This window comes from Streptomyces sp. NPDC030222, assembly GCF_055573115.1.
The window spans coordinates 66,604-90,010 of sequence record NZ_JBVICA010000011.1 but is presented as its reverse complement, the minus strand read 5'-3'; the positions used below and the strand labels follow the sequence as shown (position 1 = coordinate 90,010).

General features: G+C 71.2%; 12 protein-coding genes and 3 pseudogenes. 13 read left to right on the top strand and 2 right to left on the bottom strand.

Annotation, left to right across the window (positions count from 1 at the left end; translation table 11 throughout):
- Window positions 1-337: 337 nt before the first annotated feature.
- Window positions 338-3,550: a DEAD/DEAH box helicase gene (locus ACZ4Z5_RS17850; RefSeq protein WP_468263452.1), complete on the top strand. Its 3,213-nt coding sequence runs from the start codon at window positions 338-340 to the stop codon at window positions 3,548-3,550.
- A 588-nt stretch (window positions 3,551-4,138) separates the two neighbouring features.
- Window positions 4,139-4,474 (top strand): SCO0607 family lipoprotein, encoded by a 336-nt coding sequence (locus ACZ4Z5_RS17845; protein ID WP_468263449.1) that lies wholly within the window; start codon window positions 4,139-4,141, stop codon window positions 4,472-4,474.
- Window positions 4,475-4,877: 403 nt separating this feature from the next.
- On the opposite strand, the gene ACZ4Z5_RS17840 is transcribed toward ACZ4Z5_RS17845, so the two are convergent.
- The gene (locus ACZ4Z5_RS17840) at window positions 4,878-6,377 is read right to left on the bottom strand and encodes a cytochrome P450 (protein WP_468263447.1); all 1,500 of its coding nucleotides are present in this window, start codon (window positions 6,375-6,377) and stop codon (window positions 4,878-4,880) included.
- Between the two features lie 371 nt (window positions 6,378-6,748).
- On the opposite strand from ACZ4Z5_RS17840, the gene ACZ4Z5_RS17835 reads away from it, so the two are divergent.
- The 9 genes and pseudogenes from ACZ4Z5_RS17835 to ACZ4Z5_RS17795 all read left to right on the top strand — a co-directional run bounded on the left by ACZ4Z5_RS17835 (window position 6,749) and on the right by ACZ4Z5_RS17795 (window position 20,589).
- Window positions 6,749-8,122 (top strand): cytochrome P450, encoded by a 1,374-nt coding sequence (locus ACZ4Z5_RS17835; RefSeq protein ID WP_468263794.1) that lies wholly within the window; start codon window positions 6,749-6,751, stop codon window positions 8,120-8,122.
- 225 nt (window positions 8,123-8,347) lie between these two features.
- Window positions 8,348-8,830, top strand: a pseudogene (locus ACZ4Z5_RS17830) (RNA-guided endonuclease InsQ/TnpB family protein); the annotation flags it as partial.
- Between the two features lie 605 nt (window positions 8,831-9,435).
- The gene (locus ACZ4Z5_RS17825; RefSeq protein ID WP_468263444.1) at window positions 9,436-11,709 is read left to right on the top strand and encodes an ATP-binding protein; all 2,274 of its coding nucleotides are present in this window, start codon (window positions 9,436-9,438) and stop codon (window positions 11,707-11,709) included.
- A gap of 346 nt (window positions 11,710-12,055) precedes the next feature.
- Window positions 12,056-13,111: an RICIN domain-containing protein gene (locus ACZ4Z5_RS17820; RefSeq protein ID WP_468263441.1), complete on the top strand. Its 1,056-nt coding sequence runs from the start codon at window positions 12,056-12,058 to the stop codon at window positions 13,109-13,111.
- A gap of 555 nt (window positions 13,112-13,666) precedes the next feature.
- Window positions 13,667-13,919 (top strand): annotated as a pseudogene (locus ACZ4Z5_RS17815) (zinc ribbon domain-containing protein); the annotation flags it as partial.
- Window positions 13,920-14,610: 691 nt separating this feature from the next.
- On the top strand, window positions 14,611-18,738 hold the full coding sequence (locus ACZ4Z5_RS17810; RefSeq protein WP_468263439.1) for a hypothetical protein: 4,128 nt from the start codon (window positions 14,611-14,613) through the stop codon (window positions 18,736-18,738).
- Between the two features lie 823 nt (window positions 18,739-19,561).
- The gene (locus tag ACZ4Z5_RS17805) at window positions 19,562-19,753 is read left to right on the top strand and encodes a hypothetical protein (protein WP_468263437.1); all 192 of its coding nucleotides are present in this window, start codon (window positions 19,562-19,564) and stop codon (window positions 19,751-19,753) included.
- A gap of 139 nt (window positions 19,754-19,892) precedes the next feature.
- Window positions 19,893-20,252 (top strand): hypothetical protein, encoded by a 360-nt coding sequence (locus ACZ4Z5_RS17800; RefSeq protein WP_468263435.1) that lies wholly within the window; start codon window positions 19,893-19,895, stop codon window positions 20,250-20,252.
- Window positions 20,253-20,430: 178 nt separating this feature from the next.
- On the top strand, window positions 20,431-20,589 hold the full coding sequence (locus ACZ4Z5_RS17795; protein ID WP_468263431.1) for a DUF6126 family protein: 159 nt from the start codon (window positions 20,431-20,433) through the stop codon (window positions 20,587-20,589).
- Window positions 20,590-20,734: 145 nt separating this feature from the next.
- Here the strand turns inward: ACZ4Z5_RS17795 and ACZ4Z5_RS17790 are convergent, their stop codons facing one another.
- Complete coding sequence (locus tag ACZ4Z5_RS17790; RefSeq protein WP_468263428.1) at window positions 20,735-21,067, bottom strand: ArsR/SmtB family transcription factor; 333 nt, start codon at window positions 21,065-21,067, stop codon at window positions 20,735-20,737.
- 910 nt (window positions 21,068-21,977) lie between these two features.
- Here ACZ4Z5_RS17790 and ACZ4Z5_RS17785 point away from each other — a divergent pair.
- Complete coding sequence (locus ACZ4Z5_RS17785; RefSeq protein ID WP_468263425.1) at window positions 21,978-22,352, top strand: hypothetical protein; 375 nt, start codon at window positions 21,978-21,980, stop codon at window positions 22,350-22,352.
- Window positions 22,353-22,605: 253 nt separating this feature from the next.
- Window positions 22,606-22,728: pseudogene (locus tag ACZ4Z5_RS17780) on the top strand (DUF6009 family protein); the annotation flags it as partial.
- Window positions 22,729-23,407: the final 679 nt, after the last annotated feature.

The window sequence follows — 23,407 nt, the reverse complement described above, 5'->3', positions numbered from 1 at the left end:
GTGTGACGCCCGGCCCGGCTCACCCTGCCGCTCACGCGGCGGCGCGGTCGGCGTACAGCACAGCTGTCATGCCACACAAGTCACCAGGGCGAAACGGAAGTCGACGCATCGGCACACGACCCCACCGGACACCGGCGAACCCTGCCACGACACGTCTGCCCCGAGCGGGATGAACAGGACCGCCTCGCGCACGAGGCCAGGACCGCCCTGTGCACAGGGACAGTTGGGGCGCCGGCACTCCTCTCAGCGCGATCGGCGTCGCGGCAGGCGGAGGCCGCCTGTCCGACTTCGCCACTGCGATGGAACGTCAGTGGGACGGACTGGCAGGGTGGGGGATGTGCGTGAGTCCGAAGAACAGACGGCCCAGGTCACGGTCGGTGAGCTTGTCCGGCGACGCTGGGGGACCGTCCTCGACGAGAAGGACGTCCTGGCCCGTTTCCGGGAACCGGGATGGTCCTACCAGGAACAGGTGCTCCGCACATGCCCCGCCTGCCGGACACCCCTGCATTCGCTGCGCCGCCCGTACGAGTCAGCAGGTCGTCAGTATCGCTACGTTGCCGTGGTCTGCCCGGCCTGCCCGCGCGCATACACCCTCGCCGACCTGGGCGTGAAGACCTACGACAAGCTGACAGCCCTCCCCAGGGCCCGTGCCGCCGTGACCGCTGCGGCGATGCCCATGCCACCAACGCGCGCCACCTCCACCCCGGCAGCAGGCCTTCCCCCAGGCCCCTGCCCGTCCGGCCCCAGTGTGACGGTGACCGCGACCGGACCCCTCCCACCGGGCACACCCCCCACCAGCCGGCCCGCTCCCGTCTGGCCGCCCGATCTTCTTCTCCCCGCGGCGGCCGAGAAGCGTGCCCTGCTGTGGTGCAAGGTGACCGACCCCGGATGGCGGCCGTCCGAGCAAGCCCTGGCCGCAGCCCAGGACATCCGCGTCATCACCCCTGCAGAGCCGGAATTCGACGCGCTGCGTACCTTCCTGACCGACCACGGCGGCCAGATCCGCTGCGCCGCGCACTGGGTCGAGGCCGAGCAGATCAGCACAGTCGGAGACCTGGGCAATCCCACCGACCTGATCACCCGCCCCCTCAACGCCGGCACGCCGGCGGCAGGCCCGGCCGCATATGCCGCCCGGGACGCCTTCGCCGCGCAGTGGGACGCCCTGGCCGACCTGCCCTCCAACGAGGCGGCCCCCTACGTGCCCGTCACCGACCTCGTCCCCGCGCACTGGCAGCAACTGCTGCCGCACCCCACCTTCAACCCCGTCCAGGCCGCCGCCGTCCCCGCCGTCCTGGAGGACGACCAGCACACGGTCATCGTCGCTCCCACCGGCGCGGGCAAGACCGCCATCGGCATGGTCGCAGCCCTGCGGACCCACACCCGCGGCCGCAAAACAGCCTGGCTGGTACCCCAGCGCTCCCTGACCGACGAACTCGACCGCGAACTGGAGACCTGGCGCAGCGCCGGCCGCACCGTCGTACGCCTGACCGGCGAGTACGCCGTCGACGCCGACCTCATCCGCACCGCCGACCTGTGGGTGGCGACCACCGAGAAGTTCGAGGCGATCAGCCGCACCGGCTCCCTGCGAGCCGCGCTGGCCGAGGTGGGCTGCCTGATCGTCGACGAGATCCACCTGCTGGGCGACCCCACTCGCGGCCCCGTCCTCGAAGCACTCCTCGCCCGCGTCCGGGAAGACAGCACCCAGGTCCGGATCGTCGGCCTGTCCGCCACGGTCGCCAACGCCGAGCAGGTCGCCGACTGGCTCGGCGCCCGCCTCATCCGCTCGCCCTGGCGCCCCACCCGCCTGACCTGGCAACTGCCCGTACTGCCCGAACCCGCCGACGACCCGGACTGGAACACCCGCGCCCAGACCCGCACCGCGCACGCCGTACGTCTCGCGCGCCGGTTCACCGAGACCGACGGCAGCGTCCTGGTCTTCTGCGGCAGCAAACGAGGCGTGCGTGCCACCGCTCTCGCCCTGGCGGCCGACCGCGGCGCGCAGGTCAAAGGAGCCGACGCCGACGACAGCGAACTCGTCGAGCGCCTGTGCACCCGCGCCGGTGTACGCCTCCACTACCGCGACTGGCCCTACAAACGCGAAGCCGAACAAGCCTTCCGCTCCCGTCAGGCCGACATCCTCGTCGCCACCTCCACCGTCGCAGCCGGCGTCAACCTCCCCGCCCGGGCCGTCATCATCCGCGACACCCAGGTCGGCATGGACCGCATCGAGGTCTCCATGGTCCAGCAGATGTTCGGCCGGGCCGGCCGCGTCGGAGCCGGTGAACGCGAGGGCTTCGCCTACCTGCTGACCGGCCCCGCCCAGCGAGCCGAATGGCAGGCCCGCCTCGCCGCCGGATACACCGTCACCTCACGCATCCGCGACCACCTGCCCGACCACGTCCTGGCCGAGGCCGTCCAGGGACGGCTGGCCGGCCTGGACCAGGCCGAGATCTGGTGGACCAAGACCTTCGCCCACCACCAGGGACACCACCACCTCGACCCTCTCCACGACGCCCTCGACTTCCTCCACGACGCCGGATACCTCCACCGCACCCCCGACCCCGGCGGCAACGACGGGCTGACCATCACCGAGACCGGCAAACTCACCAGCCGCTTCATGGTCGAATCCGACATCGCCGCCACCCTCACCGACGCCCTGCACCTCCTCCCCGCCCCCCAAAGCCCCGACGACGCCGAGAACACCCTCATCACCCTGCTCGGCACCCGCCTGCCCGTTCTCGAACAGGCCCCGTTCACCGACCGTGCCAAAGCCGCCCTCCACCAGGTCCTGCGCACAGGCGGACACACCGACGCGCCCGACACACCGCCCACCCCGGAAGACGAGGAAGAGGACAAACCCGCCGCCGGCGACCTCGCCCGCGCCGTCCTGCTCCTGGTGGCCAACAGCCCCAAAGCCTTCCGCACCCGAAGCAGCTACATCCTGGGCGTCCCCGTCGACTCCATGGCCCAGATCCTCGACGAAGCCCGCCGCTACCTCGCCTGGCTCGCCGCCCAGGGACACCTCGGCACCATCCACCCCTGGGCCGCCGTCGTCGCAGCCGACCTGGCCCAGCGCATCCGCTGGCGCACCCTCGGCCCCCGCCGCGGCTCCGGCCGCCTGCTGTGGATGTGCGAACGCATGGCCACCCCCGCCCACGCCCACCACCTCGTCCCCGTCATGTGGCGCGCCGCCCGGCAGCGCGGCATCGACGCCCCCGACTGGCCCGGCACCACACCACCCGACACCTGCCGCCTCCACCCCGCCGACTACCGCGCACTGCTCGCCACCCGCACCACCGGAATCGACCTCGACCACCACCCCGACGGCATCCGCATCCGCGCACCACGCGGCACCCAGGTCCACCTGTGGACCGACACCCTGACCACCCGTCACACCAGCGACGGCACCACCACCGACCTTCCCTACCCCCTGACCGGCCCCGGCTCAGCCCCTGGCGGAGACCACCGCGGGGGAGCGGTGTTCACACGGGGCGACCACCTCGGCATCGGCTGGCTGTCCGCCTACAACGCCATCGGCCCCCGCACATGACATCCCCCGACACCCGGCCGGCCCGGCACACCGCCGATACCGGGCGTGCCGGCAGCCACGCCCCGGCCCCCGTCCCGAGGCCGGAGAGACGCGGGGGCCGACGGACCGGACCGGGTGGCGCCAGGCGAGCCCTGGACTCCGGAGAGCGACTCGACACGCAGAGCACGCCTCAGGGACACCGCGCCCGGCCACCAGCTCGAGCCGGCCCGCGGCGTTGCGGCCGACCGCCCCCGGACATACGGACGGCCGTCGTGGCGGCGTCGGCTCCGAGCAGGGGCGAGATGCCGATCCCGGCCACCGGACGTACGGCAGTCATGGTGCCGGCCCCAACACCCGGCCGACGCGCGCGGGGCAGGACCCCGGCCGGGGACGCCGCACCCCCTGCAGCCGACGCGCACGGTGCGCGCACTCACGCGTGCGGTGCACCCGGCGGCCGTGCGGCACGGGAAAGACGTCTTCCGGGGGTGCCCCGCCCCTGCGGATTGCGGGGCGTTGAGCATCCGCGCGGGCACTGGTGAGTACGCGTACTCAGGCACCGACGGCAACCGACAGCGAGAGTGAGGGCACCACGACCAACGGGAGACGTTCATGCCCAAGTCCCGCAGCACCAGCCGACCCACCACCCCCGGCAGGTTCCCGGCCCTCGCCGCCGCCCTCGCCGGCGCGGCCGCCCTCGCAGCACTGACCGGATGCTCCTCCCTCGAGTACCGGGAGGACGTCTGCCAGAGCAGCGAATACCCGGTCCTGACAGTGAACGGCACCGGCTCGGCGTGCGTCACGAACGGACAAGAACCCCCGGCGGGATTCACGCGGTACCCGGAGGACAAGATGCCGCAGCAGGTCGACGACAAGTGGGACGTGTACTGGCGCACCCACACACTCGACAAGAACGGCAACATCATCGACGCCCCGGACGCCGGCTGACCGCACGCCGCGCCCCGAGGCATCCCACCCGTGAAGCAGGGGCCACCACGTGAAGCCGGAGACCGAGACCGCTCAAGGCGGCTGCGGCATACGGTCCGTGCCCACAGCCCGGTGAACGCGGCATGGCCGACCGTCCGAACGGCAGACCCGGTTCCTCACCGCGCTGCGCAACCGGACCGCGGACCACGCCGGGACACCGTCCACGCGGGAGCCCGGCCGCACAGCCGGCCTGCCCGGCGCACGGCCGGCCGCCTGCCCGCGGAACCCGCCGTCGAAGACCACGTGGCACCGGCCCGGACGCCGCCGCACCGTCCGGACCGGCATCCCAACGGCGCGTCACCAGGCCTTGACCAGCGGCTGCCGAACACGGATCGAAGCCTTCGCCGCGACGCTTCAGGTGCGGTCAGTCGCGGGCCACGACATCCATGAGGACGGAATCGGGAAGCGGCATCGAGGCCGCTGACTCCCTCGGCTTCCTGCCCGGCACCGGCCGCAGCTTCCAACGAGCGAGAACGGTCGCCAGCGCGATGGTCGCCTCCGTCCAGGCGAACGCGTCCCCGATGCACTTACGGCTCCCGGCCCCGAAGGGGATGGCCGCCTGGCGTGGGACAAGGGCCCGCCGCTCCGGCAGCCACCGGTCGGGGTCGAACCGATCCGGATCCGGATACAACGCCGGATCGCGGTGGAGCGCGTAGAGACTGAAGGCGACTTCGGCACCGGCGGGTATGAGGTGACCGCCGATCTCCACAGGCTCGGTGGCCCGCCGCATGACCAGGACAACCCCGTGCAGGCGGATGACCTCGTCGAGGACACGCTGAATGCTCACGAGCTTCGGCACGTCGGCGGCGGTCACCGGCCGGTCACCCACGACCTCGTCGATCTCGGCCACAACCTGCTTCTCGACGTCCGGGTTCTCGGCGAGGTGATGGAACGCCCAGGCGAGCGTCGAGGCAGTTGTCTCGGTACCGGCGAAGAGGAACGTGACGAGCTCGTCCCGCACCTCTTCATCGGTGAGAGTCTCACCGGTATCGGCGTCCCTGGCCGCGAGCAGCAGCGACAGCAGGTCCGCCTGGCCTGAATCGCCCGCCTCGCGCGAGTTCGCCACCACCTCGTCGATGATCCGGCGCATGCTGGCCGCTGCATTGTCGAAGTCGCGCCAGATCGGCAGGCGGTCGAGGAACCTGGGGGATGCCGTCCGCAGCAGCATCTGCTTCAGGATGACCGGCATGTCCCGCCGGACTGCCTCCACGGCGGGCCGGCCGATGTCGGTGGAGAACAGCGTCGCTGCCAGCACCTCGATCGTGAACCCGCCCATGGCCTCGACGAAGTCCACACGCTGCCCAGCGGTCCACGAACCGGCAAGCGCACCGGCTCGTTCGCTCATCACCTCCGCATACCAGGCGATGCGCTCCTTGTGGAACATGGGCTGAATCAGACGACGATGACGACGATGCACCTCACCGGCAGCCGTGCCGATCCCGTTCCCCACCAGAGGACGAAGACGGTCGAAGAGCCGGCCCTTCTCGAAGTGGCGGCCATGGGTGACCAGGACGCTGTTGATCACCGAGGGGCTGGTGGCCACGTAGACCGGCATCGTTCCGATGTCGACGCGGACCAGCTCACCCGTCTCCCGAAGGGAGCGGAGAAAACCGAGCGGATCGCTGACGAGGTTCAGGACATGACCGAGGAGCGGTATGCCACCCGGGGCACGGGGGACCGCCGTCTGTTCGAGTGCCACAGGAGTCCTTTCGCGACGCGTTGACTGCACATCCGGCCCCTTGTGCGAGGCCCGACGGTGAGTTCGACCCACCGTGATCAACCAGTGGCGCATGCTACAGAGCCCTGGCCCGGAAGCACCCTGCGCAGGGAACCCCGAGCCGACGCCCACATCATGACGAAACATCAGCAAAGTGCCGGCGGGAAGAAGCGACCCGGCATCGCAGGCCTCCCCGGAGCCGACAGCACAAACTCCGCCGTACTCCGCGGCCGTCGGCCATGAAAAGCCCCTGTGCCCCAAACCCGCCGGGAACACGGACCGTTACGACCGCCGCCCAAGCTGATGATGTGTCGATTGAACGCGCGGGCAGGGATATGCTGCTCCAGGCCCGGATCCCGTTGTCGGCTGCTGTCGGGGCCTGCAGCCGGGCTGCGGCCGGTCCGGTGCCAACAGTGAGGTTCGTGAGCGCTCCACTGGGCATTCGTGGCGGTGGCCGCTCCCCATGTTTCGGAGGCCTTGTGACCACCCCCCACCCAGAGACGACTCCCGGCCGGTCCATGCAGATGGCACCGCCTCCGGGCTGCCCCGCACACGGCATGAGCCCTACTGGACTGCGCCGGCTCTACGGGCCCGAGGCAGAGGCCCGATCCACACAGCTGTACGAGGAGCTTCGCAAGGAATACGGCCCGGTCGCCCCCGTACTGCTGCACGGAGACATACCCGCGTGGCTGATCCTGGGCTACCGCGAGAATCTCGAAGTCATGCGCACGCCCTCCAAGTATTCGAAGGACTCACGGAACTGGAGCGCCTTCAAGCAGGGCTTGGTCGCGCCCGACTCCCCGCTCCTGCCCATCGTGGGCTGGCAGCCCCTGTGCGCCTTCGCCGATGGCGAGGAGCATGCCCGGCTCAGGGGCGCAGTCGTGGCCGGCCTCGACCAGTTCGACCGCCACGGCGTCCGCCGCTATGTCACTCGCCACACCAAGGAGCTCGTCAGCGCCTTTGCCGCGAAAGGCGAGGCAGACCTGGTCCGGGACTACGCCGAGAAACTTCCGATGCTCGTGGTCAGCCAGTTGCTGGGCATGGCACCCGACCAGGGCCCCGAGCTGGTGGAACCCACGCTCGACCTGGTGAAGGGCTCACCGACGGCCGCAGCCAGCAACGAACGAGTCACCCGGACCCTGCAGGACCTGGTCGCACGCAAGAAAGCGACGCCCGGGCGAGACCTCGCCTCCACGCTGATCGCCCACGAAGCACGCCTGACCGACACCGAGATCGTCGAGCACCTCAGGCTCACCCTCGTCGCGGCCCACCAAGGCACAGTCAACCTCATCGCCCACACCCTCCGGCTCATGCTGACCGACCCTCGCTTCCGCGGGAGCCTGTCCGGCGGACAGATGACCCTTCCCGACGCACTGGAACAGGTGATGTGGGACAACCCCAGCATCTCCGTGGTCCCGGGCCGATGGGCAACGGGAGACACCACGCTGGCAGGTCAGTACATCAAAGAGGGCGACATGCTCCTCCTCGGCCTCGCGGCGGCCAACGTCGACCCCGACATCCGGCCCGACCTCTTCAGGCCCATGCACGGCAACCGGTCCCACATCGCCTTCAGCAGCGGTCCCCACGAGTGCCCCGGCGCCGACATCGGCCGCGCCATCGCCGACACCGGCATCGAAACCCTGATGACCCTGCTGCCCGGACTTCAACTCGCCGTCGACGAATCCGAACTGAAGATGGAAGCAGGATGGGTCGCCCGTCGGCTCATCGCCCTGCCCGTCGTCTTCCCACCGCAGCGTCTTGCCCGGGAGTCCAGCAGCCGACCGCCACTGGAACCGCAACCCCTGCCCGCCCCCGCGCCGGGCACGCCCCCTGCCCCCCAGCTCCCACAGCCCGCACGCGGTCCCTGGTGGAGGCGCCTCTTCCAGAGCTGACACGCCCGCCACGGCATCGGTGAGGAAGCCCAGTCCTGTCGGCTCGTCACATCTACCGGAGACCAGGAGGTCCTGGCATAAGGCGGTGGAGGTGCCGGTGAGTGACCGGGCAGGCGGCGAGGCCGAGGAAGGCCTCGCAGACGTCGTCCCGCCGCTCCCAGCGGATGCGCAGGCGGCGGAAGCCATGTACCCAGGCGAGGGTGCGCTCCAGAGCCCGGTTGCAAGAAGCTCCAGGCCAAGGGCACCAAGTCCGCGAAGCGCCTCCTCGAGAAGCGCTCACGCAAGGAAGCCCGGCACACCGCCAACATCAACCACATCGTCTCCAAGACCATCGTCACCACCGCTGAACGCACCGGCTCCGGTATCGCCCTGGGAGACCTCACGGGCATCCGCAGCTGGGTACGGCTCCGCAAGGACCAGCGGACCTCTCTGCACTCGTGGAGCTTCCACCAGCTCGCCGCCTTCGTTGAGTACAAGGCGCGCCGGGCCGGGGTGCCGCTGGTGTACGTCGATCCGGCGTACACCAGCAGGCAATGCTCCCAGTGCGGTCACATCGACCGGCGCAACCGCCAGTCACAAGCGACGTTCGCCTGCCGGTCCTGCGGGGTTCTCATGCACGCGGACGACAACGCGTCCCACAACATCGGCCGCAAGGGCGAGACCGTGTGGACCGCGGGGCGTGAGTCACGCGTCCCTGCCACCCCATAGGGGTGTCCGGACGGAGGAGCCCACCCAGCAGCCAGTCGGGCGCTACCTCCAAGCCCGGTCCTTCAGGACCGGGTCAGTTGACGAGAGCCGCGAAGCAATACACACGCCGGCGAAAATCGGCTGGGAACGCCCGGACGACGGTGGCATGGTCCGGCGACGTGATCACGCAGCGGGGCTCCAGAGCCCGGCTGCCGTGCACGCCGGCGCCGGAGACGGCGACCGAGACCGGCAGACCGTTGCAGCCGAAAACCGGAACACGCCAAGCCCGCCTGCCAGTTCCGACACACACCACCCCAGAACCCCACCCGGTTCCGGACCGTGACGTGACGGACGCGTAACCGCGGCAACGCCGTCCACCATACGGACACCCGGCAAGGACGCCGAGCCGTCTCTCCTACCCTCACCCACCAGGTGAAGACCTCACAACGAGCCCTCCTCATACCGAAAAGGCCACCTTGCGGGGGCAACAGCGTCTCGTCCGCCACGCCCGGCAGCTGCACCGTCCGCTTCTTGAGGCGGCAGGGGGTGACAGTCTCGGCAACGGCAGCAAGGAGCAATTGCTGATGCGGACCAGCCGGCGATGCCAGGGCAACCTCCCCGCCGATATGACAAGCTTCGTGGGCCGTCGCGAAGAACTCGCCACCGGGCGTGCCGTGCTGTCGCGCACCAGGCTGCTCACCCTGACCGGTGCCGGGGGCATCGGAAAGACACGCCTGGCTCTGCGGCTCGCCGCCCAGGTTGCCCGTGCGTATCCCTTCGGAGTGTGGAGGGTCGACCTCGCAGCTGTGGAACGGCCCGACCTCGTCGGACCCGCCGTGCTGGAGAGCCTCGGCCTCGACCACGAGGCGGGACGGCCGCCGCTGGACGCTCTGGCCTGTCACCTGCAGGGCCGGCGGATGCTACTGGTCGTCGACAACTGCGAGCACCTGCTGGAGCCTTCCGCCACGGCAATCGGCACATTGCTGGCGGCGCTGCCCGACCTGCAGGTGATCGCCACCAGCCGGCAGGCCCTCGCCGTCGAGGGAGAGCACCTGCTGACCGTGCCGCCGCTTCGGGCACCCCACCCCGACGCCCTCGTACCAGCCGATGCGACCGTGCTCAACGAGGCGCTCGAGCTGTTCACCCAGCGCGGCGCCGCCGCGATCGGCGAGTTCGCGCCCACCGAGCCGGACGCCCGCGCCGCCGCGCTCATCTGCCACCGCCTCGACGGCATCCCCCTGGCCGTCGAACTCGCCGCCGCCCGCCTTCGGACGATGACCTGCCAGGAGATCCTGCAGCACCTGGACGACCGCTTCCGCCTGCTCTCCCGAGGCACCCGGACCGCCCTGCCCCGCCACCAGACGCTGCTCGCCGCACTGGACTGGAGCTTCGACCACTGCACCCCGGAGGAACAACTCCTGTGGGTACGCATGTCCGTATTCGCCGGCAGCGCCGATCGCGAGGCCGCCGAAGCAGTGTGCACCGACAGCCTGGTGTGCGCTGCGGATCTCCTCGACCTGGTGGCCGGCCTCGTCGACAAGTCGGTCCTCATCCGCGAGCACGGTGACGCCGGTGCGCGCTACCGCATGCTGGAGACCGTCCGCGCCTACGGCCGCCGGCAACTGGAGACACAAGACGGGCTCGCTGCCTGGCGTCGCCGCCACCGCGACTACTACCAGCGCGTCGTCCTGCGCGCCGACGAGGAGTGGTTCACCCACCGGCAGACCTCGTGGATGGCACGCCTGCACGAGGAACGGTCCAATCTGCGCGCCGCCCTGTCCTTCTGCCTCGAAGAGCCGGGTGAAAGCGAGCCGGGCCTGGACATGGCCGCCGCCCTGTGGTGTCACCGGCTCGGCGCCGGCGGCCTGGAAGAGGAACGCCACTGGCTCGCGCAGACCCTCGCCGCCTCTCCCGAACCCAGCAGGGCCAAGGCATCCGCGCTGTGGTCCGACGGCTGGCTCGCCCTCCTGCGCGGAGACCACGCTGCCGCCGCCTCACGAGTGACCCAGTGCCGCACCCTCACACAGACCCTGGGCGATGAACGCGGCAGCACGGACGCACAGCAGCTCGCCGCCCTGGCCGCCCTCTTCCAGGACGACTTCACCGCCGCCATCCCGCTGCTCGAGGACACCCTCTCCCGCTACCGGGCGCACGGCGCGCTCGGTGAGACCTGGTCCACGCTCTTCCTCCTGGGACTCGCCTGCTGCCTGGCCGGCGACCCACGTGCCGCCGACCTCAGCCGTGAAGGCCTCGAGCTGTGCGAGAGACACGACGCCCGCTGGTCCCGCTCCTGGTCGCTGTGGCTCAGCGGCCTGCTGCACCTGCTGCACGCCGAGTACAAACCGGCCGCCGATCTGCTCCAGGAGAGCCTGCGCCTTGGCCGGCCCGACCACAACCGCCTCGGTGTCGCCCAGTGCCTGGAGGTCCTCGCATGGACCAGGACACAGCAGGGCCGAGGCCCGGAAGCGGCTGAACTCCTGGGCTCGGCCCAGCGGTTGTGGCGGCAGATCGGCAGCACACTGCCGGGCGTGGGATGCCTGCTCCACCACCGCACCGAATGCGAGGCGCGGCTGCGCCGGGAACTGGGGGAGGACCGCTTCCTGTCCGGGATGCAGGCCGGCGAGGCATTGACGATCCATCAGGCCGTGGAGCGCGCCCTCGGCGCTCCCAAGAGCCCCGGAAAGCAAGGGCAGGAGCCGGTGGCCTCGCTGACGGCCCGCGAGCGGCAGGTTGCCGAGCTGGTCTCCCAGGGACTGGCCGACAAGCAGATCGCCGCCCTCCTGGTCCTGTCGCCCCGCACGGTTCACGGTCACGTCCAGCGGATCCTCGTCAAGCTCGGGTTCACATCCCGCACACAGATAGCGACATGGGCCGGCAGCCGGCCCGCAGCCTCGCCCTGACGCAGAACCAGCAGTGCAGCACCCAGGGGCAGCAGCGCCACGGCGGTCAGGACCCGCCCACGGCGAAGCAGCCGTTCCCCGCCCGGCAACACAGGGAGCCCAAGAGGCCTTCGCCCGGCTGAGCCACAGCCAGTAGCGGACTCGCGAGGCGAAAACAGGCAACGCAACGGGCAATTGTGCGCAGTCGCCCGCCCCGCACGAACACCGATGCTTCTTCCGCCCCCTTCCACGGCCGGCACGTGGCCGGCCGGGAGGGAGCCCGAGAAGAAAGGGGGAAGCCCTCGTGGCACCGACCATGACCGCGAGCCGGAGCGCGCCGTCCGCGCCCGCGTCTCGCCTGATCGCCATGCTGGCCGTCGCTTTCCTGGCCCTGGGAATCTCCGTGTCGCCGCCGGCCGTGGGCCAGGCTCATGCCGCGACCTGTACGCTCGCCTCCTCGAGCCTGGACTGTCTGAGCTTCGTCGCCATCAACGGCAGGAACGTCGACGTGGAGGGCGCCTCCACCAGCGACGGGGCCCGCATCGTCACGATCGACTCAGGACGCCCGCCCACGAGAAGCACGGCGAAGTGGCGCTTCAACGTCAACCAGGACCACACGTTCCAGATCGTGAACGTGGGGACGGGCAAGTGCATCGACGTGGGGTGGCGGGACGACGGCCTGCGCCAGTGGACCTGCCAGGGGCAGGCCACCCAGAAATGGACGGTCCAGCCCTCCTCCATCGGGTGGAGACTGCGCCACATCAACTCCGGCAAATGCATGGACCTGCTCAACCGCAGCGACTACGACAACGCCTGGGTCGGCCTCTACAACTGCCACAGCGGCGACAACCAGATGTTCTTCTTCACCGGCAGCAACCCGGCCGACCAGGCCAAGGCCGTGGCCGTGAAGTACGCAGCGAACAGGTGCCAGACCCAGACATGGTCGTGCTACTGGACGGAGGAGAGCGAGTCGGAGGCGGCCCCGCTGCCCACCAAGTGCATCTCGTCGCAGTGGCACAACCCCTACGACAGCCCCTACAACTACACCTTCACGGTGTCGACGGCGAAGGGGTTCAATTCCACCCTCGGCGTCACCGTCACGGCCGGATTCGAGACCGGCGCGCTCTCCTCCCTCGTCGCAAAGGTGACGTCTTCACTGAGCGTCTCGAACGAATTCACGTGGACCAGCTCCACGACCACCACCAACAGCGTCACCCTGCCGGCCCAGCCCCACAAGTACAACTGGGTGGCCCGGGCCGTCCAGGCGAAGACGGTGACCGGCACGTTCACCTTCGACGCCGACGGGTTCCCCTGGGAAGCCCACGACACGATCACCGTCCCCCTCAAGGACGGCTCCAGTGACACCGTGTTCTACAGCCCGATGAGCACGGCCACTCCCGCCTCCGGCTGCTCGGCCCTCTGAGGCCTCCCCGGCCACCGGCCGCCTGGCACCGCCAGTGCCAGGCGACCGGCATCAGCCCGGGACCGACCGCCGGCCCGGGGGAGCCCGCCCGTATGGCCGGCCCGCCCAGGAACGCATCGGCCGCCCATCGGCCCGGCCGCCTGGGGAAACGGCACCGGGCTGCCGGTGACGGAGCCGACAAAGAACGGCATGTCGTCGGTGACGACATGCCCTGGGCGCCCCCGGAAAAGGGCGCGGCCGGCCAACATCCAGGTGATCAGACCGTGATCGGTCGTCACGCCTGTACCGTCCGCCGCCCGGCAGGGGGCGGACGGCCCCACAAGCCCCTTGCTGCCTCGGGGTTCACCGAAAGACCCGATGAAAGAGATCCGTTGACTGCCACACGACAGCGCGAGGCGTTCCCTCTGACACCTCCCGGCGGCCCGCTACCGCACAACACTGAGAAGCCGTCGGGCCCGGACACGCGGCAATGGGCGCTGCGGTGGGCCCGCATCCCCGACGCGACCGGCGCCGTCACCGTCCCGGTCGCGTTCTACGACCACGACCGACAGGTCACTCATCGCGCACGAAGACCTCAGGATCCGCAGCATGAGCAAGGCACCGGCTCCCAGGCCCGACCCCGGCCGGCGCGAAGGCCGGGCTGAACCGTTCGATCGCTGATGCCGGATGGGGGGTGTTCCTCCAGATACTCACCGCCAAGGCAGCATGCGCAGGACGGGAAGTGATGGCCGTGGACCCCCGCAACACCTCCCGGCGGTGCCCCGCATGCGGGCACACCGCCAAGGAGAACCGGCCCACACAGGAGAAGCTTGCTGTCCCGGCGGTCCGGCGCGCACACCGACAGAGCCGAAGGTCTTCGTCCCGGATCCGAACGATTCGTACGAGACGATCGCACCCAGGAGAGACGCGGCTGGGACGCCGCTGGGACACAGCCCCCGGACCGTCTCCCGCTTCCCCCGCCGCGGTACGGGCAGAGGCCGGCCAAGAAGCCGACCGCCTCGCCCCTGGAGCGGGAGGCGCCGGCCCTCCGGTCCGGCAATGCTGCCGCTCCGGAGACCCCCGGCCTGTTCCCGCGGTTCTCGGACGGCACCGGCACACCGCCAAGGCCGCCCCCCACGCCCGGCCCCCGCACGCCCGGCCCGGCCGCCCGAGGACACGGTGCAGCCAGGCGGGCGGGTCCTTCACCCCGCTGATCGGTTCCCACCCCTCCGCGGAACGCCCCCCGCGACGCTCTCCCGCTCACCCAGAGGCGCTCTGCCTCCCCTTTCCTGAGGCGGAGGCCGCAGCGAAAAGGGGGGCGCGGCAGCGGCCAGGTCCGGCCCGACGCCTCCCGGCAGTCAGGCCGTTCCCGCCGGCCCGCAAGACACCGGGCGCCGCGTGTCGCCGGCCGGGCCCGGCCAAGCCGCGTCGCCCTCGTGACCTCACCCTTCGCCCGCGGCCCCGATGTCAGTACCGCGATCTAGGGTTTGACCCGACGATCACCACGACGGGAGAACGACATGGGCCGGCGTGCCGAGAAGGACGGCTACACCGCGGAACTGACAGACGATCTGGACATCGTCTACCGCAATCCGCGGGGACAGCGGCTCAAGACGTTCCCGGACCGGATCACCGGAGCCCCCGGCCTGGACACACTGCTCGTGGCGCGCCGGGAGCTGCGCAAGCACCGCGAGGCCTGCCGCCTCCGGGCACAGGAGTGGGCCGCGGCGGGGACGGCCGTGCCGCGCGCGCTCGCGGACACCGACCCGTGGTGGCGGGAAGCCCTGGAGACCGAGGGCGTCCGGCTCACCGAAGAGCTCGGTGACGGCGGACTGTTCGTCCGCGTCTACAGCGGGTGGGACGGACACACCCTGGCGCAGACGATGCCCGAACACGTCATCCCGTACCGGGATCCGCTGATGCGTGCGGAGGGACTGGAACCGGAGGGTCTGTTCTCCACCGGCATACCCGACCATTCCGGGGGCGTACTGCCTTTCCCCGAGCGGATCGTCGCCGCGCACCCGGGCCGGGAGGAGACGACGGTCTCCACGATCCGGACGCTGGCCAAGGAGACCTCCGACTGGGCCTACGTCTACAAGAAGGACGTCGACGGCGTCCTCAAGGAGCTGGAGGCGACCGCCCCCGCCCTCCTCGTCACCTTCCTCGACGAGATGGCCGACTTCGCGCTGAGGCAGGACGAACGGGCCGTAGCCGCCGCCTGGTTCGGGCGCGCCCGCACGGCCGAGCGGCTGCAGGCCCGCAAGGTCGACCCGGAGTGGCTGCGGGGGCGCTATCTGCACTACGCCGGGCAGGACGCGCTGTCGGCCACGGTCCTGCGGGCCTGGGCACGCGAGCTGACCGGTGCGGGGACGGCGACCGCGACGGACCTGTCCGGCTTCCGCGCCGTGGCGCTCCGCCGCGCGGAAGCCTCCCGGGAGGTGTATCCGCAGCTGGCGTCCGACGTCCGCAGGATCGCCAGAGCCGCCGGCCTGGACCCGGAGCAGGAACTGGCCGCCCTGCTGGCCGGAGTCTTCGAGGCCGGTGTGGTATCCCTGTCGGACGAGAAGTTCTGGGCGGACTGCCTCAAGGGCCGGGCCCTGGAACTGCTGGGAGACCAGGGACCGCAGGCGGTCCGGCAAGTGCTGAAACTGCGTCCGGGCCGGTTCGGCGAGGGCCGGGAGGTGTGGCCGCAGCTGCTGGAGCGCACCGGTGCGCTGGCCCGGCTCACCGGCCAGACGCCGGGGGCGGCCGCCGGAGAGGCCGCGGCGTGGCTGGCCGGCTCCGTGCTGACGTGCAGCGACCGGCGGGGCCCCTGGCCCGTTCTGTACGAGCTGGCCGAGAAACTGGCGCCCCGACTCGCCGCCGACGCAGTCCCCGTGAAACTCCGCTACTGGACCGTACGCGAGCGGGCCGACGGGACGACACCGCTGGACCTGATCGACGTCCTCCTGGAGCACGGCGCCCCGGTCGCCGACCCGCCGGAACACCTCGGGCCCTGCCGTCTGTACGCCCTCCACGCCGCGCGTCGGCCGGAACTGAAGCACCTGCTGGCCGACGAGCGCTTCGCGCGCGAGCTGCGCGCCCGGATCCGCGCCGACCTGGAGATGACCGTCGAGGACGGCACGTCCAACAGCTGGTACCAGCCGCACCAGACCAAAGGCTGGGAGCAGGTGCCCCCGCTGTTCGACAACCCCGCAGGGCACGAGGAGCTGCGCGCCTGGTGCGACCGCGAACGTGCCCGGCTCCGCACGGGAGTGGACCTGCAGGAGCTGGTCCTGCTGCTCGGCCGCTTCGTACATGTGGGCGGGGCGGTGGACCAGCTGCTCAAGGACGCGGACACGGCGGCGGAGTTCGCCGCAGTGGACGTCCTGCCGCTGCTGATGGCCGAGATGCCCGAGAGCATCACACGCGCGCGGGTCGAGGAACTGCTGCCCCGGCTGCAGCCCGACTACGTCACCGAAAGGGACCGCGTGGCCGGGCCCAATCGCGGGCCGATCACCGAGGCACTGCCCGAGCTTGCCGGGCCGGAACTGGACCGGGTCTTCTACGCCCTGGTCATGGCGGTCAACTGCCGGGCGGGCCTGGAGCGGCTGGTCCGGCGCTTCACCCCGGACGAGACTGAGACGCAGCCGGTGCCCGAGGCCCCGCAGGAGGACGCCGAGGTGCGGGCCGGCCGCCTGCTCAAGGAACTCGCCGAGTCCGGCACCCCCGTCTGGGACGGCGACCTGGCGTGTCCGAGCGCTGAGTTCGGGCCTCGCCTCGGCTCCCACCGGTTCCGCCGCACGCACGCCGACGCCGCCCCTCTCGCCCTGGCGGTCGCATCGTCCAGGAACGGCTCGCTGGTGGGACGCCGGGCAGCCGAATCGCTGACGGACTACGCGGCGTATCCGTTCGTCGCCGGAGAACCCGGCCGCTGGCGAGTGGTCCACTGCGACCTGCCCGAGGACCGGGCCGACGCCCGCCTCCCCGCCGCCGGACAGGCTTTCAGAACGGCCACGTCGGCCGCCTACGTAATGGACGACGCAGGGGCTCCGCCCCATCGGACGCTCCTGGAATACGCCCCCGACGGCGTCTTCCCCGACGAAGGTCCGCTGGCCGCCGCGGGAGCGGGACTCACCGGCGCCTATGTGCTGGAGCCGGTGCGGCCCGCAGGCTGGTTCGCCCGGTTCGCCGAGCTGTACGGCACCCACGGCTTCCCACCGGCCCGCCCCGAGCTCGCCGGCGCGTTCGCCGAGCAGCTCGGCCTCTCGGCCGCGGAGGCGACCGTCCTGCTCATGGCCTACGTTCCCGCCGCGCCCCACCAGGTGACGCGGGCGAAGGCCCACCGTCCGGACGGCCGGTCCTTCGACATCGTGCCGTGGAACATCCGGGCGAAGGACGCCGACCGCGCCGCGGCCGCGATGGCCTCGGCACTGGGACCCGAACGCCTCAGGACGCTCTACGACAAGCTGCTGCCCGACGACCCCGAGCGGCTGTGGACCACGGGACCCGACGTGGAGCGGGCCGCCGCGTGGTGGCGGGCCGAACTCGGCGACCCGCTCCCCACGCCCACCGCGCTCCTGCCACTCCTCACCAAGGAGACCGCACCGCCGACGGGCGAGGCCGCGCTGCCACGCGGGCCACACGGGAAGGGCACGTCCTGGTGGCCGGCCCTGCGACTGCACGCGCTCGCCGGCCGCGTCGCCGCCGGAGCGGACTGCCTCGCCTCCCTCCCGCAGGGCCCGGCAGGCGAGCCGCACCTGCTGGCGCTGCCGAGGATCGCCGCCTGGCTCGCCCACCGCACCCCGGCGGGCGATCCCTTGCGCCCGGCGATCGGCGCGGCGATATCCCGGCTGCGCGAAGAGCTGGCCGCAGGACCCGGGCCCCTCACACTGTTCTCGCTGCAGAGCAACTACCTCATGGGCGCGCCCCCGCCGACCGGCGCCCTGACCGCACACCCGGCGGTCACGGAGACGGACGACGCGTCGCACGACGTCCGTCACCTGCGGGTCGATCCCGCCCTGCTCAAGGGCGCCGACGATCCGCTGCTCGACTCCCTGGACGCCTACCTCGACTCCGCCCTGCCCTCCCAGTGGCTGCCCGGCCCCTGGGGGTTGCCCGGAGTGGCCGATCTGCGGCTGCTGCTGAGCGACGACTTCGCCGCGCTCGGGGAACATCTGGCCGACGACGCGGCGCGGGAAGCCGGCTGGGAGCAGCACCCCGCACGCTCGGTGCCGCATCTGGTCGAAGAATGCGCCAGTACCCAGGGGCTGGGCGAGGACGCCGCCGCGCTCTTCCTGATGCTGCTCGCCCTGCCGGATCCGACGGACCGCAACGTCAGGGTGTGGACGGGCTGGAAGCCGGCCCGTTTCCAAGCAGCCGTGGCCGAACTGGGCGCATCGGGGCTGGTGGTACGCGCGACCCGGCCCCGGTCGGGCCGTTCCCTCTTCGCGCCGGGCGCCTGGCAGGAGCGCAAACCGCCGCGCCTGCCCGTCGAGGCGCCGAAGCTCTCGCTGCTTCCGCTGGCGGCCGGGCACCGGTCGACGTCCCACCTGGCGGCGGTGCCCTCCGGCCCACTGCCGGCCCTGTTCACCCGCGCGTGGGAACGCCGTCGGGCCCAGGGGGCTTTCAGAACATCCGATCGCGAGTCTGGGCGTGTCGCTGACTGATGCCCAGTGGGCCGGGATCTCGCCCCCCGGGGCCGGACCGGCGCAGCATCGTGGGCGGCCCGCCGTTTCCTGACGATGACGCGGGTGCCCGGCCGGCTCGGCGCCAGGTGAAGGAGACGTTCTCCAGGGCGATGCCGCCGACGGCGGGGGCTGCGCCGATGCCGCCGGTCTCCAGGATGGGGAGGGCCGCGTCACGGCGGATCCGGGTGCCGGCCGGTCGGACAGGCGCCCTGTCCGGCTGCCGCGAGCCGCCCGAGACGGAAGACCAAGCGCTGCCACCCGGGCCGGCAGGAGGAGCGGGGGAGGCGACCTTCGACCGTCGGCAGGACGCGGATACCCGAGCGCCGGAACGCAGCACCGGTCTTCTGCCCCCGTCCATCGGGCGGCCGGCCGGGAACCGGCCGATGCCGAACGCCGGGGACCCGGCGGCCTCCTCCACCTCCTTGCCGCAGGCCAGGAACGCTCGCGTACGCCGATCCGCGGCTCCCGGGTCGTTGCGAGAGGGGTCGACGGGGTGGGGGGCCTTGGCACCGACGGGGTAGGGCCCGCTGGGCGCCGGCAGGTGCAGCCGCGGTGCGGCTGACGGCTGAGGAAACGGTCCGACGCTCGGCATCTGCGGCATGACTGGTGCCGTAGCAGGTCGCCCAGCCAGTCCGGTGCCGTCCCGTCCGCCGTACTCCCAGGCGTCATCGGCAGCGCGGCCCCGCAGCTTCGATCTTCAGCGGCGGACTGCTCCTCGGCCGGGCGGGGAGGCCCACCACGGGACCCGACCCCGTAGACTTGCAGAGTTCTGCAATTCAGTAGGTGTTGAAGAAGTGGATGGATGGGGGTTGCGGTGGCCGGTTTCGCCGAGGCGGCGCGGGAGCGTGTTCGTATGGCGCGGTCCCGGCTGGCGGCTGCGCAGCAGGCCGGGGATGCCGTTGAGGAGGCCGAGGCCACCGAGGAGCTGGATGACGCGCTGCGGATGGTCCGCGAGCACGGGGTGGACTCCGACGGCGGGGCGGATCCGTGGTGACCGGGGCAAGTGCGCCCTGCGGGCGGGGGAGCCGATGAGCCGCCGGCTCCGTCACAGCCGGGCCGTGGCCCGGCAGGTGCCGTCGGAGTGCCGCGCTGCGCGGACGGTTCCGCCGACGCCGGCGCCGGGGGCGGTGCGGGTGGCCAGGGAGCATGCAGAGCGGCCGCCGCCGGTGCCGTCCGGGCCGGAGTCCGGTTCCTTGCTGTGCGGGGCCGCACCGCTGATGGCCGCCGAGCCGGGCGCCAACGCCGTGCCGCATGCCCGGCAGTCCCCGGACACCGAGGCCACCCCTGCCCCGGCCGGTCGGACTCCGGTGACCGCGGCCGCAGACCGGGACCCGCGGCCGATGGCGCCGGCGGACCAGGTGTCGGGCCACGGTCTGCGGACGGTGGCCGGTCTGGCACAGTCCTCTGCCGGCGACGTACGCGTCGAGCCCTCTTCCGGTCGGCTGGGCAAGACCGTCGTCGTGCAGTTCGCCCTGCCGGACGGCAGCCGGTGACCGGTGAGGAGCGGTGGCAGTATGAGATCACCCGTCCCGGGACGGAACCAGGGAGCAGGGCGGTGATCGCCGATCAGGCCGCCGGCATCCTTGCCGAGACCGGCCGGAAGGGCTTCAGCGTCCGGATCCGCCCCTGTCGGCCGGAGAGCAGCACATCGGGAACGCGGAAGGAGCGTCGATGAAGAGCAACCAGCACGAGGACCCTTCGGGGACGGATCACGAGAAGTGGAAGGAGAAGGGCATCGCGCTGCGCGTCTTCTTCTACATCTTCGGCACACACCTGTTCGCGGGGTTCGTGTGGCTGTTGTTCTATCTGGGCGAGCACGCCCAGAAGTGACCGCCTCCCCGGCCGGACGCCCCGGCCGGACGCCCCGGCCGGCCGTGACGGGACCCGGCGAGAGGGCCGACGGTCTCTCTCCGGTACCGGGTGGGGTCCTGCGCCCGGGAAACGGCCGCCGGAGCCCGAGTACCCCCGGTCCTGGTCAGGCGGATGCGGCGCGCAGGTCGGCCAGGAGTCCGGCCTGGCCCTCAAGGACACCGGAGAGGATGCTGCGCGCGACGCGCAGCAGGCCGACGAGCTCGTCGTCGGCGAGCCGGTAGTAGACGTTGGAACCCTCGCGGCGGGTGAAGACGAGGCTGGCCCTGCGGAGAATGGCGAGCTGCTGCGAGAGGGCGGCGGCTTCGACGCCGACCTCGGGCAGCAACTCGGCGACCGCGTGCTCCCGGATGCTGAGGAGCTCCAGGACACGGATACGGACGGGGTGACCGAGAGTTTTGAAGAACTCCGCCTTGAGCTGGTAGAGCGGGGTGCTCACCTGGGCGCTCCCGCCGGCCTCGGCCGTCCTGCCTGCGTGTATGCCTGGCACCTCGTCGTCCGCCCAACGTTCTGCCGTCGCGGTGACCCTTGTGTTCCCGCGATCGTGCGACCTCCACAGTTGCAGATTTCTGCAACTAACGGTCAACCGTATCCCGTGGGAGCCGGCGCCGACTCCGCCGGGTCGGGCCTTCCCCAGGAATTCTGTCCGCAGGACCAGGCCAGACCCCTGACCGAGCGCGAGCGGCAGCGCGACGACCGCCACCGTCAGCCCGGCCGGCACATCACGCCGCCGGGCTCACAGCCATCGCCGCCAGATCCGCCCGCGCCGCCCGCACCCGGCCGGCCAGGGAACACACCAGGCTGCTCACCAGACCGGCACCCCGCTGCTGCGCAGCTCCCCGAGCAGGCCGCTCCGCTCTGTGGGCATCGGGGTCAGGACCTGGATACGCATCCACCCTTCTGCTCGCCCAGGCCCGGGAACACCGAAGGCGGTACCCGCGGCTACCGGCAGGCACAGCCGACTCAGGACGTACGTAATCGCAGATCTCTGCAATTTGTGCCGGGGGCTCTCCGGACTCGCAGGCTGATCCTGGAGCGAGGACGGCCGCCGGTGACGCGGGCCGCCGCCCTGCTCTGGCGGGCAGCCTTCCGTCAACAGCACCCGCATACGCCCGGGCGCCGGTCACGGCAGCCGTCGGCCCGCAGACCAAGCGGCACCTTCAGCACCCCCTGCAGGGAAGGCATCACCCCGGCCGCTCATGGAGGGCGTACTCTACCCGCGACCCCCACGAACCTTCCCCCGAACCGGGATTCCGGCATGCCGGCCAGCCCACAGAGCGTAATCTCACCGTCACCCGAACAGCAGAACTTGCCGCATGCAAGTGCCGTGACGAGGAGTGAGAAACCGTATGGCCAACATAGAAGTCTCCCTCAAGGAGACCATGACAGCGATCGAGGGCAGCCTGGGAGCAGCCCTCGTCGACTACACCAGCGGCATGGCGCTGGGCACCATCGGCGGCGGCAAAGACCTCGACCTGACCGTGGCCGCAGCAGGCAACACCGACGTGATCCGCGCCAACGCCCGCACCATGGAACTCCTCGGCCTCAAGGACGAGATCGTCGACATACTGATCACCCTGGGCAGCCAGTACCACCTCATCCGGCTGCTCACTGGGCGCAACGGCAGCGGACTGTTCCTCTACCTCGTCTTGGACAAGGCGAAGTCCAATCTGGCCATGGCCCGCCACCAGCTCGGCCGCATCGAAGCCCAACTGGAGCTCTAGCCATGACCACTGCCCGGGCTCAGCACGACCACCAATTGAAAACTTCTTCAATTGGACACATGCAGAATCACAGCAGTCGCTCCTACGTGCCTGCGGAAGGCCCCGGGCGCACCTGATGACCGTGTGCGGCGGCCACCACAACCGCCGCACCGGCACTCGCCCGTTGCGGAGTTCCTCCGCCGAGCCGGAGAAGAAGACGTCCCGCGCCCGGTGGGGCTGCGAGACTCCCGTCGGGACTGAACCCGAACCGCCGAAGGCATCCCGAGCCTCCGGCACCTTCCGACGCCGTGTGTTCTGGCTTCTGCCGCACGGCCGGGATACCACACCGGACGACCGGTACGCCGTCGGAGCACCAGCAGAAGCCATCGATGTTCGCCCTGGCCGCCTGCTCCTGCTCCTGCTCCGGCGGCTCCGGTGCCGCCGACACCCGGCAGTCGGCGCAGAGCGCGGGCGGCGCGCCGAGGCGGCCGGCGAGGCCGGCGGTGACACCGACGACAGGAAGGAGCCGCCGCTGACCGGTGAGACCAAGCAGAAGGCCGAGGCCGCCGCGCTGGCCGCGTATCCGGGCACGGTGGTGAAGCCCGAGGAGGACGCGGAGAAGCCCGGCATGTACGCGGTGGAGGTCAGGCAGGCGGACGGCACCTCGATCGAGGTGTGTCTCGACACGTCCTCCAAGGTCACCGACACCAAGAAGGAGGGCACCGAGGAGGCCGGCCGACGGCCACCGGCTGAGCCGCTCGAAAGGCGGGAGAGCATCGTCAACCGTCGCCGGCAGATGACGCTGCAGGCGAGGCTGAGGAAGGCTGCATGGATGTCGTCGCGTATCTCCCGGCGGATACGTCAAGCGAGGGAACCACTGCGGATGGGCAAGCGCCGCTCCACGACCCAGGCCTCGGCCACTGGGGTGTTTCCTCGTACGACGCGCCGCAGCCTGCCGAGCAGATGATCCCCCGTGATGCATTGGGCCGTGATGATGTGTGAGCCGCTCTCGCGGCCAGCCTTCCCGGACCGCCGTGTGCGCCGGATCGCGACGTGCCGACGGCTGACTGCCGGGC

Coding starts and splice junctions, on each gene's coding strand:
- ACZ4Z5_RS17845 (WP_468263449.1), top strand. CDS start 4,139: ATGCCCAAGTCCCGCAGCACCAGCCGACCCACCACCCCCGGCAGGTTC.
- ACZ4Z5_RS17840 (WP_468263447.1), bottom strand. CDS start 6,377: ATGTTTCGTCATGATGTGGGCGTCGGCTCGGGGTTCCCTGCGCAGGGT.
- ACZ4Z5_RS17835 (WP_468263794.1), top strand. CDS start 6,749: ATGCAGATGGCACCGCCTCCGGGCTGCCCCGCACACGGCATGAGCCCT.
- ACZ4Z5_RS17825 (WP_468263444.1), top strand. CDS start 9,436: ATGACAAGCTTCGTGGGCCGTCGCGAAGAACTCGCCACCGGGCGTGCC.
- ACZ4Z5_RS17820 (WP_468263441.1), top strand. CDS start 12,056: ATGCTGGCCGTCGCTTTCCTGGCCCTGGGAATCTCCGTGTCGCCGCCG.
- ACZ4Z5_RS17810 (WP_468263439.1), top strand. CDS start 14,611: ATGGGCCGGCGTGCCGAGAAGGACGGCTACACCGCGGAACTGACAGAC.
- ACZ4Z5_RS17805 (WP_468263437.1), top strand. CDS start 19,562: ATGGGGGTTGCGGTGGCCGGTTTCGCCGAGGCGGCGCGGGAGCGTGTT.
- ACZ4Z5_RS17795 (WP_468263431.1), top strand. CDS start 20,431: ATGAAGAGCAACCAGCACGAGGACCCTTCGGGGACGGATCACGAGAAG.
- ACZ4Z5_RS17785 (WP_468263425.1), top strand. CDS start 21,978: ATGGCCAACATAGAAGTCTCCCTCAAGGAGACCATGACAGCGATCGAG.